Annotated in this window: 14 protein-coding genes and 1 riboswitch; of the genes, 11 read left to right on the forward strand and 3 right to left on the reverse strand. The window is 72.1% G+C overall.

The features are described 5' to 3' along the window. The first annotated feature begins 62 nt into the window (after positions 1-62). The 4 genes from LDL48_RS12215 to LDL48_RS12230 all read left to right on the forward strand — a co-directional run bounded on the left by LDL48_RS12215 (position 63) and on the right by LDL48_RS12230 (position 3,248). Positions 63-848 carry a DeoR/GlpR family DNA-binding transcription regulator gene (locus tag LDL48_RS12215; protein WP_225255188.1) on the forward strand — a complete coding sequence of 262 codons (786 nt, stop codon included), beginning with the start codon at positions 63-65 and terminating at the stop codon, positions 846-848. 36 nt (positions 849-884) lie between these two features. Continuing rightward, positions 885-1,880, forward strand: coding sequence for an ATP-binding cassette domain-containing protein (locus tag LDL48_RS12220; RefSeq protein WP_225255189.1), 996 nt, complete (start codon positions 885-887; stop codon positions 1,878-1,880). Then, positions 1,877-2,884: an ABC transporter permease subunit gene (locus LDL48_RS12225; RefSeq protein WP_225255190.1), complete on the forward strand. Its 1,008-nt coding sequence runs from the start codon at positions 1,877-1,879 to the stop codon at positions 2,882-2,884. The genes LDL48_RS12220 and LDL48_RS12225 overlap by 4 nt, the downstream gene beginning before the upstream one ends. Before the next feature lie 112 nt (positions 2,885-2,996). Then, the gene (locus tag LDL48_RS12230) at positions 2,997-3,248 is read left to right on the forward strand and encodes a DUF3263 domain-containing protein (RefSeq protein ID WP_372472117.1); all 252 of its coding nucleotides are present in this window, start codon (positions 2,997-2,999) and stop codon (positions 3,246-3,248) included. Here LDL48_RS12230 and LDL48_RS12235 read toward each other — a convergent pair whose 3' ends face one another. Beyond that, entirely contained in the window at positions 3,249-5,465 is a 2,217-nt protein-coding gene (locus LDL48_RS12235) for an AAA family ATPase (protein ID WP_225255191.1), read from the reverse strand. A gap of 94 nt (positions 5,466-5,559) precedes the next feature. Here LDL48_RS12235 and LDL48_RS12240 point away from each other — a divergent pair, with 94 nt between their 5' ends. The 5 genes from LDL48_RS12240 to LDL48_RS12260 all read left to right on the forward strand — a co-directional run bounded on the left by LDL48_RS12240 (position 5,560) and on the right by LDL48_RS12260 (position 12,687). Next, positions 5,560-6,258, forward strand: a complete 699-nt coding sequence (locus LDL48_RS12240; protein ID WP_225255192.1) for a hypothetical protein — start codon at positions 5,560-5,562, stop codon at positions 6,256-6,258. A gap of 48 nt (positions 6,259-6,306) precedes the next feature. Further along, complete coding sequence (locus tag LDL48_RS12245; RefSeq protein ID WP_225255193.1) at positions 6,307-9,078, forward strand: alpha/beta fold hydrolase; 2,772 nt, start codon at positions 6,307-6,309, stop codon at positions 9,076-9,078. After that, positions 9,075-9,926 (forward strand): ABC transporter permease, encoded by an 852-nt coding sequence (locus tag LDL48_RS12250; protein ID WP_225255194.1) that lies wholly within the window; start codon positions 9,075-9,077, stop codon positions 9,924-9,926. The genes LDL48_RS12245 and LDL48_RS12250 overlap by 4 nt, the downstream gene beginning before the upstream one ends. Positions 9,927-10,001: 75 nt before the next feature. Continuing rightward, a riboswitch (SAM riboswitch) is annotated at positions 10,002-10,136 on the forward strand. 10 nt (positions 10,137-10,146) lie between these two features. After that, the gene (thrC, locus tag LDL48_RS12255) at positions 10,147-11,436 is read left to right on the forward strand and encodes a threonine synthase (protein WP_225255195.1); all 1,290 of its coding nucleotides are present in this window, start codon (positions 10,147-10,149) and stop codon (positions 11,434-11,436) included. A 252-nt stretch (positions 11,437-11,688) separates the two neighbouring features. Continuing rightward, positions 11,689-12,687, forward strand: a complete 999-nt coding sequence (locus LDL48_RS12260) for a GNAT family N-acetyltransferase (protein ID WP_225255196.1) — start codon at positions 11,689-11,691, stop codon at positions 12,685-12,687. Here the strand turns inward: LDL48_RS12260 and LDL48_RS12265 are convergent. Beyond that, positions 12,626-13,123: a hypothetical protein gene (locus LDL48_RS12265; RefSeq protein ID WP_225255197.1), complete on the reverse strand. Its 498-nt coding sequence runs from the start codon at positions 13,121-13,123 to the stop codon at positions 12,626-12,628. The two genes, LDL48_RS12260 and LDL48_RS12265, sit on opposite strands and share 62 nt — an antisense overlap. Then, positions 13,123-13,647, reverse strand: coding sequence for a GNAT family N-acetyltransferase (locus tag LDL48_RS12270; RefSeq protein WP_225255198.1), 525 nt, complete (start codon positions 13,645-13,647; stop codon positions 13,123-13,125). Before LDL48_RS12270 ends, LDL48_RS12265 begins: the two co-directional genes overlap by 1 nt. Before the next feature lie 355 nt (positions 13,648-14,002). On the opposite strand from LDL48_RS12270, the gene groL reads away from it, so the two are divergent. Together groL and LDL48_RS12280 are read left to right on the forward strand one after the other, a co-directional pair. Then, positions 14,003-15,625, forward strand: a complete 1,623-nt coding sequence (gene groL, locus LDL48_RS12275; protein ID WP_225255199.1) for a chaperonin GroEL — start codon at positions 14,003-14,005, stop codon at positions 15,623-15,625. A gap of 82 nt (positions 15,626-15,707) precedes the next feature. Beyond that, positions 15,708-16,361, forward strand: a complete 654-nt coding sequence (locus tag LDL48_RS12280) for a 4a-hydroxytetrahydrobiopterin dehydratase (protein ID WP_225255200.1) — start codon at positions 15,708-15,710, stop codon at positions 16,359-16,361. The last annotated feature ends 38 nt before the right edge of the window (positions 16,362-16,399 follow it).

Consider the following 16,399-nt stretch of genomic DNA (forward strand, 5'->3'; position numbering starts at 1 on the left):
TCCCGGCCTTTCGCGCACTAATGTGCACACTCTTATCACGGATTGTGCATCGGGGTGGGTTGGTGGACCGGTACGCGCGGTGGAATGCCCTGCTCGAGCTACTCACCGACAGCGGGCGGGTGAGCGTCGAGGAGGCCGCCGAGCGCCTGGAGGTCTCGCAGGCCACCATCCGCCGCGACTTCGACCAGCTGGCCCAGCAACAGATGATCACCCGGACCCGGGGCGGCGCGGTGGCCAACGGCGTGTCGTACGACCTGCCGCTGCGCTACAAGAGCGCCAAGCACTCGGCCGAGAAGCAGCGCATCGGCGAGGCCGCGGCCAAGCTGGTCACGCCGGGGACCGTGGTCGGGCTGAACGGCGGCACCACGATGACCGAGGTGGCCCGCGCGCTGGCGGTCCGCCCGGACCTCAACGCCAGCGGCGAGGGCGCCCAGCTCACCGTGGTGACCAACGCGCTGAACATCGCCAACGAGCTGCTGGTCCGGTCCCGGATGAAGATCGTGGTGGCCGGCGGCGTGGTCCGCCCGCAGTCGTTCGAACTGGTCGGCCCGCTGGGCAGCGCGCTGCTCAAGGAGGTGACCCTGGACATCGTGCTGCTCGGTGTGGACGCGCTGGACGTGGAGTTGGGCGCGGCGGCCCACCACGAGGGCGAGGCCGCGATGAACAGCCTGATGGTGGCCCGGGCCAAGCGGGTGGTGGTGATCGCGGACTCGTCCAAGTTGGGCGGGCACGCGTTCGCCCGGATCTGCCCGATCAGCAAGGTGGAGATGTTGGTGACCGACTCGGGCGCGCCGGAGCCGGTGGTCGAGGGTTTCCGCGACGCGGGCGTACAGGTGGTCTGCGCCTGACTCATTCGGTGGCAATCACCGCCTAGAGTCCGCTACGTGACCGCTGTACTGGAGATATCGGGTCTCGCGAAGACGTATCGCAGCCGCAAGGGCGTGCGCCGCGCGCTGGACGGTTTCGACATGGTCGTCGAGGCCGGACAGGTGCACGGCTTCCTCGGGCCGAACGGCTCGGGCAAGACCACGACGCTGCGTACCCTGCTCGGCCTGATCAAGCCGAACGGTGGCCGGATGGCCGTCCTCGGCCGCGAGGTGCCGCGGCACCTGCCCGAGGTGGCCGGTCAGATCGGCGCGATCGTGGAGAGCCCGCAGTTCTTCCCGCACTTCACCGCGCGGGACACGCTGTCGCTGCTGGCCGACGCCGGTGGCGTGGACCGGCACCGGGTGGTCGAGGTGCTGGAACTGGTCGGCCTGCGGGACCGGGCCGGCGACCGGGTCAAGACCTACTCGCTCGGCATGAAGCAGCGCCTGGCGGTGGCGTCGGCCCTGCTCAAGAACCCCAGGCTGCTGATTCTGGACGAGCCCGCGAACGGCCTCGACCCGGGCGGCATCCGGGAGATGCGCACGCTGATGCGCAACCTCGCCGAGTCCGGCATGACCGTGGTGCTGTCCAGTCACATCCTCGGCGAGATCCAGCTGATCTGCGACTCGGTCACGATCATCTCGGCGGGCCGGCGGGTGGCCGCAGGCTCGGTCGCGGACGTGCTCGCCCAGCACAAGTCGTCGTCCGTGCGGGTCCGGGTGGAGGCCGGCGTGGATCTGCTCGCGGTCGCCCAGGCGCTGCGTACGGCCGGCGCCCCCACGGTGGAGCTGGAGCAGGACTATCTGATGGTCAGCGGGGTGGACCGGCCGGCCTGGATCACCTGGGCGCTGGCCCAGCACAACGTCTGGGTCAGCGAGCTGGCGCCGGTCGAGGTCGACCTGGAAAGCGTGTTCCTCCAGCTCACCGGCACCGCGCCGGTGGCCGGGGAGAACCGCCAGGTGGATCAGACCGCGGCGGCGCCGGCGGCGCTGCAGGGAGGGTGGGGACAGTGAGCCTGTACAAGGCCGAGACCCGGCGCCTGGTCAAGCGGCGTTTCACCCGCTGGCTGGTCATCGGCAGCCTGTTCGCGCTCGCCGCGGTGGCGGTCGGCACGGCGGTGACCAACTCCAAGGTCGGCCCGGAGCAGATCGCCGCCGCCCAGGCCGAGGCGGAACGCTACTACCAGGAGAGCGTGCGCTACGCCGAGCAGGACCGGCTGCGGTGCGAGGCGGCGAAGGGCACCCCGGAGGCCGGCCAGTACCCGGCGGACTGCGGGCAGATGTACACCCCGTCCCGGGAGGACTACGGCTACCAGGGGTACATGACGCCGACGTTCGACTTCCGGGAGGAGTTCGGGAACATGGTGGTCACCCTGGCCGCCATCCTGGCGCTGGCGGCGTTCGTCATCGGCGCGTCCTACGTGGGCGCCGAGTGGAGCACCGGCGGCATGATGAACCTGCTGCTCTGGCGGCCGAAGCGGCTCCAGGTGCTGACCACCAAGCTGCTCGCGCTGCTGGTCAGCCTGGCCGTGCTGACCGTGTTGACGGCGGTCGCCTGGACCGGTGCGTTCGCGTTGATCGCCAACCTGCGGGGCAGCCTGGACAGCATGACGTCCGGAGCCTGGCAGTCGTTCGCGCTGATGGAGCTGCGGGCGCTCGGGCTGGTGCTGGCCGCCGGGGCGATCGGCTTCGGGATCGCGTCCCTGGGCCGGCACACCGCGCTCGCCCTCGGCGCCGTCGTCGGCCTGCTGGTGGTGTTCCAGTTCGGTCTGGTCACGGTGCTGTCGATGGCCGAGGTGAAGTTCGCCGAGGCGTGGCTGCTGCCGATCTGGGTGATGGCCTGGATGTCCAAAACGGTCACCATCGAGGACTTCAACTCCTGCAACTACTCGGCCGACGGCTGCCGGCCGGACCAGTTGACGCTGACCTGGCCGATGGCGGGCGGGGCGATGGTGGTCGCGGTGGTCCTCGTGGTGGGGACAGCTCTGTGGACTATGCGTAGTCGCGACATCACCTGATGTAGCGTCGGGGATCCGGGTACCGCGGGCGGCGGGGATCGGCGGCGGCCATTATGCTGACCATCCCTTCGTACGTACGTGCGTGCTCTCGACCCCGCCAACGAGGAGCGCCATGCAGCCCGCCGAGGACGCCACCGCCCTCACCGAACGCGAACAGCAGATCATCGCGTTCGAGAGCAAGTGGTGGAAGCATGCCGGCAGCAAGGAGCAGGCCATCCGGGACACCTTCGGGCTGTCCTCGACCCGGTACTACCAGATCCTCAACGGCCTGCTGGACAACCCGGCCGCGCTTGCGCACGACCCGGTGGTGATCGGCCGCCTGCGGCGCCTGCGTTCCACCCGGGCCCGCACCCGCCGGCGTTAGTCAGGCCCGGTGCGTCTCGGCGTACGACGCCAGCCAGGCCACCTGCTCCGGGTCCAGTGACGGGCGCACCCGTTCCCGGGCGGTCGCCACGTTCTCCGCGGTGACCATGGTGGCGTCCAGCGAATGCCGCATCGCCGCCAGTGCCGCCTCCCGGATCAGCGCGGCGCAGTCGGCCGCCGAGAAACGGTCCAGCTCCGCGCCGAGCGCGTCCAGGTCGACCGACGGGTCCAGCGGCACCGCCTTGGCCGACGAGCGCAGGATGGCGGCCCGCGCCTGGGCGTCCGGCGGCGGCACGTACACCAGGCGTTCCAGCCGGCCGGGCCGCAGCAGCGCCGGGTCGATCAGGTCGGGCCGGTTCGTCGCCCCGATCACCACCACGTTGCGCAGGTCCTCCACGCCGTCCAGCTCGGTGAGCAGCGCGGCCACCACCCGGTCCGTGGTGCCGCCGTCGGTGGCCTGGCCGCGGGTCGGCGCCAGCGCGTCCACCTCGTCCAGGAAGACCAGCGTCGGGGCCGCCTCCCGGGCCCGGCGGAACAGCTCCCGCACCGCGCGTTCGCTGTCGCCCACCCACTTGCTCAGCAGCTCCGCGCCCTTCACCGACAGCACGTTCGCCCGGCCGGTCCCGGCCATCGCCTTGACCAGGAAGGTCTTGCCGCAACCGGGCGGGCCGTAGAGCAGCACGCCGCGCGGCGGGGAGACGCCGAGCCGGGCGAACGTGTCCGGATAGGTCAGCGGCCACAGCACCGACTCGGTCAGGGTCTGCTTCGTCTCGGCCATGTCGCCGACGTCGTCCAGCGTCACCGCGGCCACCTCGAGCGTCGACTCGGACATCGACGTCGGGCGGACCACGTCCAGCGCGGCCTCGAAATCGGCCATGGTCACGGTCGGCGACTCGGCGGTCTTCTGCCGCAGGGCGGCGCGCACCCCGGCCTCCCGGGCCAGCGCGCCCAGGTCGGCCGCCACGAACCCGGGGGTACGGCCGGCCACGTCGTCCAGCCGGACGTCCTCGGCCAGCGGCATCCCCCGGGTCAGCACGCCGAGCTGCTCGCGCCGCATGGCCGCGTCCGGCAGCGGCACGGCCAGCTGGACCGCCAGCAGGTCCGGTGAGCGCAGGTCCGGGTCCACCGACTCGGGCCGGCTGGTGGTGCAGACCACGGCCGCGCCGGACTTGACCACCTCCGCGAGCACCTGGCGGAACACCGTGGACAGCGGACCGGGCTGGTCGCGCGGGGCGAGCGCCTCCACGTCCGAGACGAGCAGCACGGTGGACGGTCCGGCCTGGGCGTCCCGGGCCAGGCCGCGCAGGCGGGCGGCGGCCGCGTCGTTGGTCAGCGCGGCCAGCTCCGGCGCCCACACCGGCAGCACGGTCGCGCCCAGGCTCGCGGCCACCGCGCGGACCAGCGCGGACTTGCCGGAGCCGGCCGGGCCGGTGACCAGCACGCCGAGCGACACCGTGGTGCCCAGCCGGCCGAGCACCTCACGGTGGTGGAAGCCGAGGTCCAGCAGTTCGGTCAGTTCGTGCGCCTGGGCGCGCAGACCGGGCAGGTCGTCGACGCTGAGCGGGGGCACCTCCGGGTCGGTGGAGGCCGGCGTGGTCGGTGCCGGGACGGTGCGGCCGGCGGTGCCGCGTACCTCGGAGAAGTGCCCGTCCTGCCAGCCCACCACCGTGTCCATGGTGACCAGCGCGCCGTCGGCCCCGGTGTCCTCCACCCCGACCACCCGCAGCAGCGCGCTGGTCCAGGCGTATCCCACCCGGTTGGCCAGGCTGCGCCGGGCCGCCTCGACCAGCGACCGGTGGGCCGCGTCCGGCAGCACGTCCTGGGGCAGCAGCGACACGTCGTCGCCGGTGCTCACCACCTTGCCGAGCAGCGCCAGGCGCAGCATCTCCGGCGACACCACCGCGACGATCTCGGCCGGTCCGGACAGCGTCACCCGGCGCGCCTCCACCACCGGGATCGGGGTGACGGTCACCTGCGCGCCGTCCCGGACGCCGAGATTGCCCAGCGTCAGGTCGTCCGCGTAGAGCAGCGCCCGGCTCGCGGTCGGCTCCGCCCGGGCCGCGATGCCCGCGGTGGTGCGGCTGCCGGCCAGCCGCACCGGGTCGCCCGGGTTGATCGCGAGCGCCGCCATCACCTCGGGGTGCAACCGGACGATGCCGCGGCGGGCATCGAGGGCGGCCGGCCGCAGGGTCACGGTCAGCGTGAGATCGTCTGGCACCGCGGGGGCCTCCGTAAGGGACGATGGGGCGCTAGGTTGTCCACGCTATCGCCGATGGGGTCGCCGGTCCCGTCGCCTTGGGGGAGGCACGCGCATGAGACACCGCCTGGCCGCTTCGATTCTCGCCGTCCTGACCGTCGTGAGCGTCGCGGCCTGCGGCGATGACGAGGAACCTCCGGCCGTGGCACCGCCGCCGGTGACCACGGCTCCGGCTCCGGCGCCGTCCGGTCCCGCGCCGTCGGTGTCCGCGGACGGCGGCACGGCCCCGGCGCCACCGGCGTCGAGCGACCGGCCGGAGATCGCCACCAACCCGGACGGCACGGTCAACTCCGGCGGGCCCCGGCCGGCCACGTCCGAATCGTCGATCAACGCGGGCGGGCTCGGGCCGTACCAGATCGGGGTGTCGCAGGAGGATCTGGCCGAGGACCGGCTGATCGGCAAGGTGACCGCGTCGACGTCGAAGAACTGCCCGGGGTACGCCGGCGCGAAGGGACTCAAGCGGTACGGCACCCCCACGCTGACCTTCTACCGCGGCCGGCTGCTGCGGCTCACCGTCACCGGCGACGGCGTGGCGACCGACCAGGGCGTCAAGATCGGCGCGTCGATGGGCGAAGTCCGGCGCAAGCACCCGGGCGGCAAGGCGCTGGCCGACTGGACCGGCAAGAACGCCTGGTTCGCCACGGTCGGCGACTACGGGCTGCTGCTGGAGATGCAGAACGACCGGGTGGACGCGATCCAGGCCGGCATGGCCGAGCCGATGCAGTTCAAGCACACCGACAACCAGGGCTGCTAGCACCCGTTCACAGCTCCCGCTCAGCCGGCGCCGGTTAGCGTGGGGTGCATGCCTCTGCCCGCGCGGCTCCGCCGTGCCCTGCCCCGGCTCAGCCGCCGTCGCGTGCTCGCCAGCTCGGCGGTCCTGGCGCTCGTCGCCGGGCTGGTCGGATGGGCGGCGTGGCCCGAGCGCGCCGCCTGGACCACCACCGACCAACGACTCACCGTGCTCTCCGGGCCGGGCGGCGACCAGCCGATCGACCTGGACACCCGGTTCTACCTGCCCCGGGACATCTCCGGCCGGGTGCCGGCGGTGCTGCTCGCACACGGTTTCGGGGGCAGCAAGGACTCGGTCGCCGACGACGCCGAGTCGCTGGCCGAGCGCGGGTACGCGGTGCTCACCTGGTCGGCCCGCGGGTTCGGCCGCAGCGGCGGGCAGATCCACCTGGACCACCCGGACTACGAGGTACGGGACGCGCAGCGGCTGCTGGACTGGCTGGCCGCCCGCCCCGAGGTGCAGACGGACGCGGCCGGTGACCCCCGGGTGGGCGTGCTGGGCGGGTCGTACGGCGGCGCGCTCGCGCTGCTGCTCGCGGCCCAGGACACCCGGGTCGACGCGATCGTCCCGATGATCACCTGGAACGACCTGGGCCGCGCGTTCCTGCCGCAGTCGGCCGACGTGGCGACGTCGGGCGTGTTCAAGAAGGGCTGGGCCGGCCTGTTCTTCGGCAGCGGCGCGGGCCCGGCGGAGCGGGCGCTGGCCCCCGGCGCCGAGCCGGTGCCCCCGGCCGGCGGCGACCCGGCGTGCGGCCGGTTCGCCGCGGACGTCTGCGCCGCGTACCTCTCGATGGCGACCACCGGCATTCCCGACGCCCGGACCCTCCAGGTGCTGCGCCGGTCCAGCCCGGCGCCGGTGCTGAACCGCATCAAGGCACCCACGCTGCTGGTACAGGGCGCGGTGGACACGCTGTTCCCGCTGTCCGAGGCGGACGCCAACGCCCGCGGCATCGCGGCGGCCGGCACGCCGGTCCGGGTCGCCTGGTTCACCGGTGGACACGACGGTGGCCTCGGCCCGCAGTCCGATCAGGACCGCAGCCGGTTCCTCACCGCCCAGTGGCTGGACCACTACGTGAAGGGTTCCGGCCCGGCCCCGGCGACCAGCTTCACCTATTCCCGGGTGGCCGGGTTCAGCGCGCTGGACCGGGGCCTGGTGACCAACGGGTACTCCGACCCGACGTACCCGGGCCTGGGCGGGACCGGTCGCACCGACATCACCGTCGCGGGCCCGGCCCAGCCGATCGCCAACCCGCCGAACGGCAACCCGGGTGCGCTGTCCTCGCTGCCCGGCGTCGGGGAACGGCTCACCACGCTGCTCGGCGGCGTGGCCGGCGACATCCCGGGCCAGTTCGCGACGTTCGAGTCGGCGCCGGTGGACCGGACGGTCGAGGTGGTGGGTGCGCCCACGGTCCGGCTCCGGGCCGCCTCGCCGACCGGCACGGCGACCCTGTTCGTCAAGCTCTACGACGTGGACCCGGCGGGCACCGAGACGCTGAGCGCGGGCCTGGTGGCGCCGGTCCGGCTGACCGGACTGCCCGCGACCATCGAGGCCGCCCGGCCGGTCACCGTCACGCTGCCGGCGATCGTCCGCCGGATCGGGGCCGGCAACACGGTACGCATCGTGGTGTCCGCCTCCGACCAGGCGTTCCTCACCCCGGCCCAGCCGACCACGTACACGGTCGCGGTGGAGCCGGCGGTGACGCTGCCGACCGTGGTCGGCACGCCGATCGCCAACCCGCAGGTGATCTGGCGGTACGTGCTGGCCGGGCTGCTGCTGACGCTCGCCGTCGGGATGGTGACGGTGCTGCTGGTCCGCCGCCGCCGGGCCCGGCGGCTGGACCATCCGGTGGCCGACGAGGACGCCGGCACCCCGCTGGTGGTCCGCAATCTGCGCAAGGCCTACGACGACGGGTTCGTGGCGGTCGAGGAGATCAGCTTCTCGGTGGAACGCGGCCAGGTGGTCGGTCTGCTCGGCCCGAACGGCGCCGGCAAGACCACCACGCTGCGGGTGCTGATGGGGCTGACCATGCCGACCGCGGGCGAGGCGCTGGTTTTCGGGCACCGGCTGGTGCCGGGCGCGCCGATCCTGTCCCGGGTGGGCGCGCTGGTCGAAGGGCCGGGCTTCCTGCCCCATCTGAGCGGGTACGAGAACCTCCGCGCCTACTGGCGGGCGACCGGACGGCCGTGGGCGGACGCCCGGTTCGACGAGGCGCTGGAGATCGCCGGGCTCGGCCAGTCGGTGCACCGCAGGACCAGGAACTACAGCCACGGCATGCGGCAGCGGCTGGCCATCGCCCAGGCCATGCTCGGCATGCCGGAACTGCTGGTGCTGGACGAGCCGACGGACGGGCTGGACCCGCCGCAGATCGCCGAGATGCGCCGGGTGCTGCGGCAGTACGCCACCGACGGCCGGGCGGTGCTGGTCTCCAGCCACCTGCTCGCCGAGGTGGAGCAGACCTGCACCCACGCGGTGGTGGTCAACAAGGGCCGGATCGTGGCGGCCGGTCCGGTCGAGGACATCGTCGGCGAGTCGCCGTCGGTGCAGCTGGACGTGTCCGACGTGCCGGCCGCCACGAAGGTGCTGTCCGGCCTCGGGGTGCGTTCGGTGACGCCGGACGGTGGCACCGGCCTGATCGTCGACATGAACGGGACGCCCCGCACCGAGTTGGTGGCGTCGCTGGTCCGGGCCGGTGTCGGCGTGGACCGGGTGGTGCCCCGCCGCCGGCTCGAGGACGCGTTCCTGGCGCTGGTCGGGGACAACTCGCGAGGGAGTGGAGACCGATGAGTGCAGCTGCTACGGGGTATCGGCCGTCGGCCACGTTGCCGATCGGCGCGGAGATCCGCCGGCAGGCCGCGCGCCGGCGTACCCAACTGGCTCTGGGTTTCATGGTCCTGCTGCCGTTGATCGTGCTGTTGGCGTTCGAGTTCGGCGGCGGCGAGGACGACGCCGAGAGCGACCAGTTCGCCAGCCTGGTCGACCTGGCCACCTCGGGCGGGCTCAACTTCGCCCTGTTCAGCATCTTCGTGTCCGCGTCGTTCCTGCTGGTCGTGGTGGTCGCGCTGTTCTGTGGCGACACGGTGGCCAGCGAGGCGTCCTGGGGCAGCCTGCGGTACCTGCTCGCGGTCCCGGTGCCGCGGGCCCGCCTGCTCGCCGTCAAGCTGATCGTGGCGCTGCTGTACTCGCTGGTCGCGCTGCTCACGCTGGTCGGCACGGCGCTGCTGGTGGGCACGGTCCGGTACGGCTGGCATCCGCTCGGCAGCACCATCGCCGCGGAGATCCCGGCCGGCGAGGGGCTGCTCCGGCTGCTCGGCATCGTCGGGTACCTGGCGGTGGTCATGCTGGTGGTGGCCGGCCTGGCGTTCCTGCTGTCGGTGCTGACCGACGCCGCGCTGGGTGCGGTCGGCGGTGCCGTCCTGCTCTGGATCCTGTCCGGCATCCTGGACCAGATCGAGGCGCTCGGCGCGATCCGCAACGTCCTGCCCACCCACTACAGCGAGGCCTGGCTGGGCCTGCTCTCCACCCCGATGCAGACCGACGACCTGGTCAAGGGCACGATCGGGGCGGTCTGTTACGCCACGCTGTTCTGGGGGCTGGCGTTCTGGCGATTCACCCGTAAGGACATCACGTCGTAGGCGACGCAGCTCACAGATGGGATTCCGTGCTGGCGTTCATCGCAGCGCCCCGTAAACTCGTGGTCACAACTGAATACCTCATCCAGAGGGGCTGAGGGATACGGCCCGTTGACGCCCCGGCAACCACCACGCATGTCTCGATGACGAGGCCGAGCGCGGCAGGTGCTAATTCCGTCCCCGCGTGCGTCTGCCGCAGGGGAAAGATGAGAGGAAGGCCTCAATGACGTCCACCGTCAGTGCACCCGCTGTCACCCCCGCCGCCACCGGTCCGGCGCGCGCCCTGGTCTGCCGGGGCTGCGGCACCGAGTTCCCGCTGGCCGCCCAGCACGCCTGTTACGAGTGTTTCGGCCCGCTCGAGGTGGCCTACGACCCGGCCGCCCTCGCGCGGGTCACCAGGGCGGAGATCGAGGCGGGACCGCAGAACATCTGGCGGTACGCCGGGCTCCTGCCGGCCGGTCAGGATCCGGCCACCCGGGTCTCGCTGGACCCGGGCCTCACCCCGCTGATCAGTGCGCCGGCCCTGGCCGCGGCCATCGGGCTGGACGCGCCGCTGTGGGTGAAGGACGACTCGGCCAACCCGACCCACTCGTTCAAGGACCGGGTCGTCTCGGTGGCGCTCACCGCCGCGCGCGGGCTCGGCTTCACCCGCTTCGCCTGCGCCTCCACCGGCAACCTGGCCAACTCGGTCGCCGCGCACGCGGCCCGTGCCGGGGTGCCCAGCATCGTGTTCATCCCGGGCGACCTGGAGCAGGGCAAGATCATCACGACCGCGGTGTACGGCGGCGACCTGGTCGCGATCGACGGCTCGTACGACGACGTGAACCGGCTCTGCAGCGAACTCGTGGAGACCGACGAGTTCGAGGACACCGCGTTCGTCAACGTGAACGTGCGGCCGTACTACGCCGAGGGCTCCAAAACACTCGGCTACGAGGTCGCCGAGCAGCTCGGCTGGCGCATCCCGGCCCAGGTGGTCATCCCGATGGCCAGCGGCGAGCTGCTCACCAAGATCGACAAGGCGTTCACCGAACTGGTCGAGATCGGGCTGGTGGAGGCGCCGGCCGGAGGCTGGAAGGTGTTCGGTGCGCAGTCGGCCGGATGCAACCCGATCGCCACGGCGCTGCACGGCGGCACCGACCAGATCACCCCGGTGAAGCCGACCGGCATCGCGAAGTCGCTGAACATCGGCGACCCGGCCGCCGGCGCGTACGCGATCGAGGCGGTCCAGCGCACCGGCGGCTGGATGGACTACGCCGACGACGACGAGATCCGGGCGGCGATCCGGCTGCTGGCCCGGACCACCGGCGTGTTCGCCGAGACGGCCGGCGGGGTGACCGTGGCGGTGCTGCAGAAGCTGGTGGCCGCCGGCAAGCTCGACCCGACCCAGGAGACCGTCGTGTTCAACACCGGCGAGGGGCTGAAGACGCTCGACGCGGTCGCCGGACTGGTCGGGCCGACGCATCGGATCAAGCCCTCGCTGCGGGGCGCGCGGGACGCTGGCCTGCTGGGTTAACCCGCTGTAGTCAGCAATCTGACCGACCGTCGATTTTCCATCCTCCGAGGACTTGCGAACCGGTCCCAGGCTCGGCAGGATGCTCTACGCGGGAGGACGCGACGCCGTACGTGGCCCCACCTTCGAGCTTGGCGACAATCTCCGAGGGGCCCAACGACCCAGTGCCGGAGGCGCTGTGCGCGTGTCCTCCCGACCAATCTCTCAAGCGGTAAATCGGTCGCGGCGGACCCGATGTGCGAGCACGCTCGGTCCATGCAGATCGACGTGGCTTCGTTCGGCGACACCGACGAGTCGGCTGCTCGCCACGCTCACGACATATTTTGTGCGGCCAATCTGGCCCGGACCCCCGATATGCCGGTCCCCTCGTTCCGCATCTTCCGGGACGAGGTCTACAAGCCGTTCCCCGGCGTCCGCAAGGAGCGGGCGATCGGATATCTGGACGGCGAACCGGCCGGCTACCTCCTGATCATGCTGCCGCAGCAGGACAATCTGGACAACGCTTCGATCGAGCTCTACGTTCATCCGCGGCACCGGCGCCGGGGCGTCGGGCGTGCCGTCCACGCCTGGGCGGTGCAGCGGATCCGCGCGCTCGGCCGCAAGCGACTCAACGGCGAAACCGTGCAGAACGAGGACGGGTCGGACGCCTTCGCCGCGGCGATGGGTGCGAGCGCGGCGCTCGCCGAGACCCGCAGCCGGCTCGACGTCACGGCATCCGCCCAGCCGCGCTGGGACGCGATGCTGGCCGAGGCGTGGACCCACGCCGACGGCTACCGGTTCGTCCGCTGGGAGGGCGTGCCGCCGGAGCGGTACCTCGACGACGTGGCGTACCTGGACAGCCGGCTGAACGCCGACGCGCCGACCGGCGACCTGGACCTGGAGCCGGAGAAGGTCGACGCGGACCGGGTACGCCGTACCGAGCTGCAGCGGCGGGACCGCGGGTTCCGGCGCTTCCACGGCGGCATCGAGCACGTCGCCACCGGCCGGCTGGTGGCCTGGACCGTGCTGGCCGGGCACCCGGACAACCCGGATCACCTCTGGCAGAACATCACCCTGGTCGACCCGCCGCACCGCGGGCACCGGCTCGGCCTAGTGGTGAAGCTGGAGAATCTGCGGTACGCCCGCGAGCACTGGCCCGCCCTGGCCGCGATCGACACCTGGAACGCCTCGTCGAACGAACACATGCTCGCCATCAATGTGGCGATGGGGTTCCGTCCGGTCGACTCCTGGATGCAGTGGCAGCAGACCGTGTGAACCGCGCCGCCCAGGGCCGCAGCGGCAGCTCCGGGTAGCCGCCGGTGTGCAGCCCGGCGTGCCGCTCGAAGAAGTTGCGGCTGCCGTACGACCCGGTCAGCGCGTACGACCAGCCGCACAGCACCCAGTACGCCGGCCAGAACAGCGGCCCGAGCACCGCGTACTGGCCGGCGTGCCGGGTCTCGTGGTCCAGCAGGGCGGACCGCTCGTCGGCCAGCAGCCACTCCGCGGTCCGCCGGGTGATGATCACCGAACCGACCGTGAAGCAGGTGGCCGGCGGGATCCGGCGGCGGTAGCCCTCGGCGATCAGCACCCCGTCCCGCCCGCGGCGGATCCGGGCGCCGGTGACGAGCGCGAGCAGCAGCCCCGCGCCGGTGGTGCCGTTCACCGCGGTGAGCAGCGTCCGGGCCAGGTGGCGGCGGCTCCGCGCGGCCATCAGGCGGCCCTGCGCATCTGCAGCTCGGTGAGGGCGGGGATGACCGGGTGCGGCACCCGTACCCCGGTGTCCGTGAAGCCCAGCCGCTGGTACGCCCGGACCGCGCGGTCGTTGCCGACCACCACCTCGAGCATCAGGTCGGGCCGGCCCGACGCACGGGACCAGTCCGCGACCGCCTCGATCAGCTCGGCCAGCACGCCGCGGCCCCGGTGCGCCGGCGTGATGTACACCGCGAACACGACGGTCACGTCCGGCTCCTCGGGCAGCACGGTGCCGCCCGCGTGCCCAATCAGCCGGCCGCCCGGGTCGGCCACGAACTGCGCCAGTCCGGGGCCGGACGAGGCCTGTGAGATGCGCCGCCGGTAGTCGGCGTGCGGGCGGGCGGCGGCCTGGGCCAGCGTCTCGAGGAAGGCCAGCGGGCTGTCCGCCAGCATCTCCAGGCGCAACGCCCGCATCCGGGCGGCGTCGCCGGGCGTGACCCGGTGCACGGTGTGCGTGCGTACGGGCGCCGTCGTGAGAGCCATGCTGTCTGCCTACCCGTCCGGGCCCGGGGGCGGCAAGCGGGTTGCCCGGATCCGACCCGGGCGCGGGAGGCACCGGATAGTCCCCCGACAAGTGCCGTGTCCTTGCACTCGCCCCCTCGGAGTGCTAAACAAGTCATTGGCACTCGCACCACGTGAGTGCCAGCAGGTCGGGACGGTGGGGTCTCGGCCGCGGCTTCGCCATCGGGGCCGCGGTGCAGGACCGGTCGTCGCGGGCTATCCGGCTCGGCCTGAGGACGTCACATCGCCAGGTGGTGACGTCCGCAGAGTTCCGCAACGTGCGGGAGGCGGGGCCGAGGAGGCCCGGCACCGCGAATGTCCAGGAGGACACAGCCGTATGGCCAAGATCATCGCATTCGACGAGGAAGCTCGTCGCGGCCTCGAGCGGGGCATGAACCAGCTCGCTGACGCCGTCAAGGTGACGCTGGGCCCCAAGGGCCGCAACGTCGTGCTCGAGAAGAAGTGGGGAGCGCCCACCATCACCAACGATGGTGTGTCGATCGCCAAGGAGATCGAGCTCGAGGACCCGTACGAGAAGATCGGCGCCGAGCTGGTCAAGGAGGTCGCCAAGAAGACCGACGACGTCGCCGGTGACGGCACGACGACGGCGACCGTCCTCGCCCAGGCTCTGGTCCGCGAAGGCCTGCGCAACGTCGCGGCCGGCGCGAACCCGATGGCCCTCAAGCGGGGCATCGAGGCCGCCGTGGCGAGTGTTTCCGAGGCTCTGACCCAGCTCTCCAAGGACGTGGAGACCAAGGAGCAGATCGCCTCCACCGCCTCCATCTCCGCCGGTGACTCCACGGTCGGCGAGATCATCGCCGAGGCCATGGACAAGGTCGGCAAGGAAGGCGTCATCACCGTCGAGGAGAGCAACACCTTCGGGCTCGAGCTGGAGCTCACCGAGGGCATGCGCTTCGACAAGGGCTACATCTCGGCGTACTTCATGACCGACGCCGAGCGGATGGAGGCCGTCTTCGACGACCCGTACATCCTGATCGCCAACAGCAAGATCTCCGCGGTCAAGGACCTGCTGCCGGTCCTCGAGAAGGTCATGCAGGGCGGCAAGCCGCTGATCATCATCGCCGAGGACGTCGAGGGCGAGGCCCTGGCGACCCTGGTGGTCAACAAGGTCCGTGGCACCTTCAAGTCCGTCGCCGTCAAGGCCCCGGGCTTCGGCGATCGCCGCAAGGCCATGCTGGACGACATCGCCATCCTCACCGGTGGCACGGTCATCAGCGAGGAGGTCGGCCTCAAGCTGGACGCCGCCGACCTGAGCCTGCTGGGCCAGGCCCGCAAGGTCGTCATCACCAAGGACGAGACGACGATCGTCGACGGTGCCGGCAACGCCGAGCAGATCCAGGGCCGGGTCAACCAGATCCGCGCCGAGATCGAGAAGTCGGACTCCGACTACGACCGCGAGAAGCTGCAGGAGCGCCTGGCCAAGCTGGCCGGCGGTGTTGCGGTCATCAAGGTCGGCGCGGCCACCGAGGTCGAGCTGAAGGAGCGCAAGCACCGCATCGAGGACGCCGTGCGCAACGCCAAGGCGGCCGTCGAAGAGGGCATCGTCCCCGGCGGTGGCGTGGCGCTGGTGCAGGCCGGCAAGACCGCGTTCGACAAGCTGGACCTGGTCGGCGACGAGGCGACCGGTGCCAACATCGTCAAGGTCGCGCTCGACTCCCCGCTGCGGCAGATCGCCGTCAACGCCGGCCTCGAAGGCGGCGTCGTGGTGGAGAAGGTGCGCAACCTCGAGGCCGGCCACGGCCTGAACGCCGCGAACGGCGAGTACGTCGACCTGCTGGCCGCGGGCATCATCGACCCGGCCAAGGTCACCCGCTCGGCGCTGCAGAACGCCGCGTCGATCGCCGCGCTGTTCCTCACCACCGAGGCGGTCGTGGCGGACAAGCCCGAGAAGACCCCGGCCCCGGCCGGCGCCCCGGGCGGCGGAGACATGGACTTCTAAGTCCAGTACGGCACATCGGAAGGGCGGGTCGCTTCGGCGGCCCGCCCTTCTGGCGTGCGGGCGTGCGGGAGAGGATGACCGGGTGACCACGTACACCGGACAAGAGATCGCCGAACTGGGCCTGGACGGATGGGTATACCTGCCCGGAGGCCTGCAGACCCGCATCGCCACCCCGGACTTCGCGGCGGGCGTCGACCTCGTCGCGGCGATCGGCGCGGCGACCGCCGCGGAGCCGCACCACCCCGACATGAATCTCCGTTCCACCCACGTCGATGTCCGCCTGACCTGCTACGACACGAAGGGAGTGACCGACCGGGACCTCCGGCTGGCCCGGACGGTCTCCGCCGTCGCCGCCGACGCCGGTCTGGCCACCGCCCGCACCGGCGTGTCCCGGCTCGAGTTGGCGCTGGACAGTCCGGACCACGCCGCGGTGCTCCCGTTCTGGACGGCCGTGCTGGCGGGGGAGCCGGACGACCCCGAGGTGCGTGATCCGGCCGACGTGCTGCCGGCGATCTGGTTCCAGAAGTCCGGTCGGGACGAGCCCCGGCAGCGCTGGCACCCCGACGTCTGGGTGGACCCGGCCGAGGTCCAGCCCCGGATCGACGCCGCGCTGGCCACCGGCGGGACGCTGGTCAGCGACGCGAAGGCACCGAGCTTCTGGGTGCTCGCCGACCCGGACGGCAACCGGGTCTGCCTCTGCACCTGGCAGGACCGGGGCGACCTCGTCGATTTCTGACGCCGGCGCCGACCGGCTGACCCGGTCGACTCGGGGGT

Source organism: Jidongwangia harbinensis, assembly GCF_020216025.1.
Taxonomy (GTDB): Bacteria; Actinomycetota; Actinomycetes; order Mycobacteriales; family Micromonosporaceae; genus Actinoplanes; species Actinoplanes harbinensis.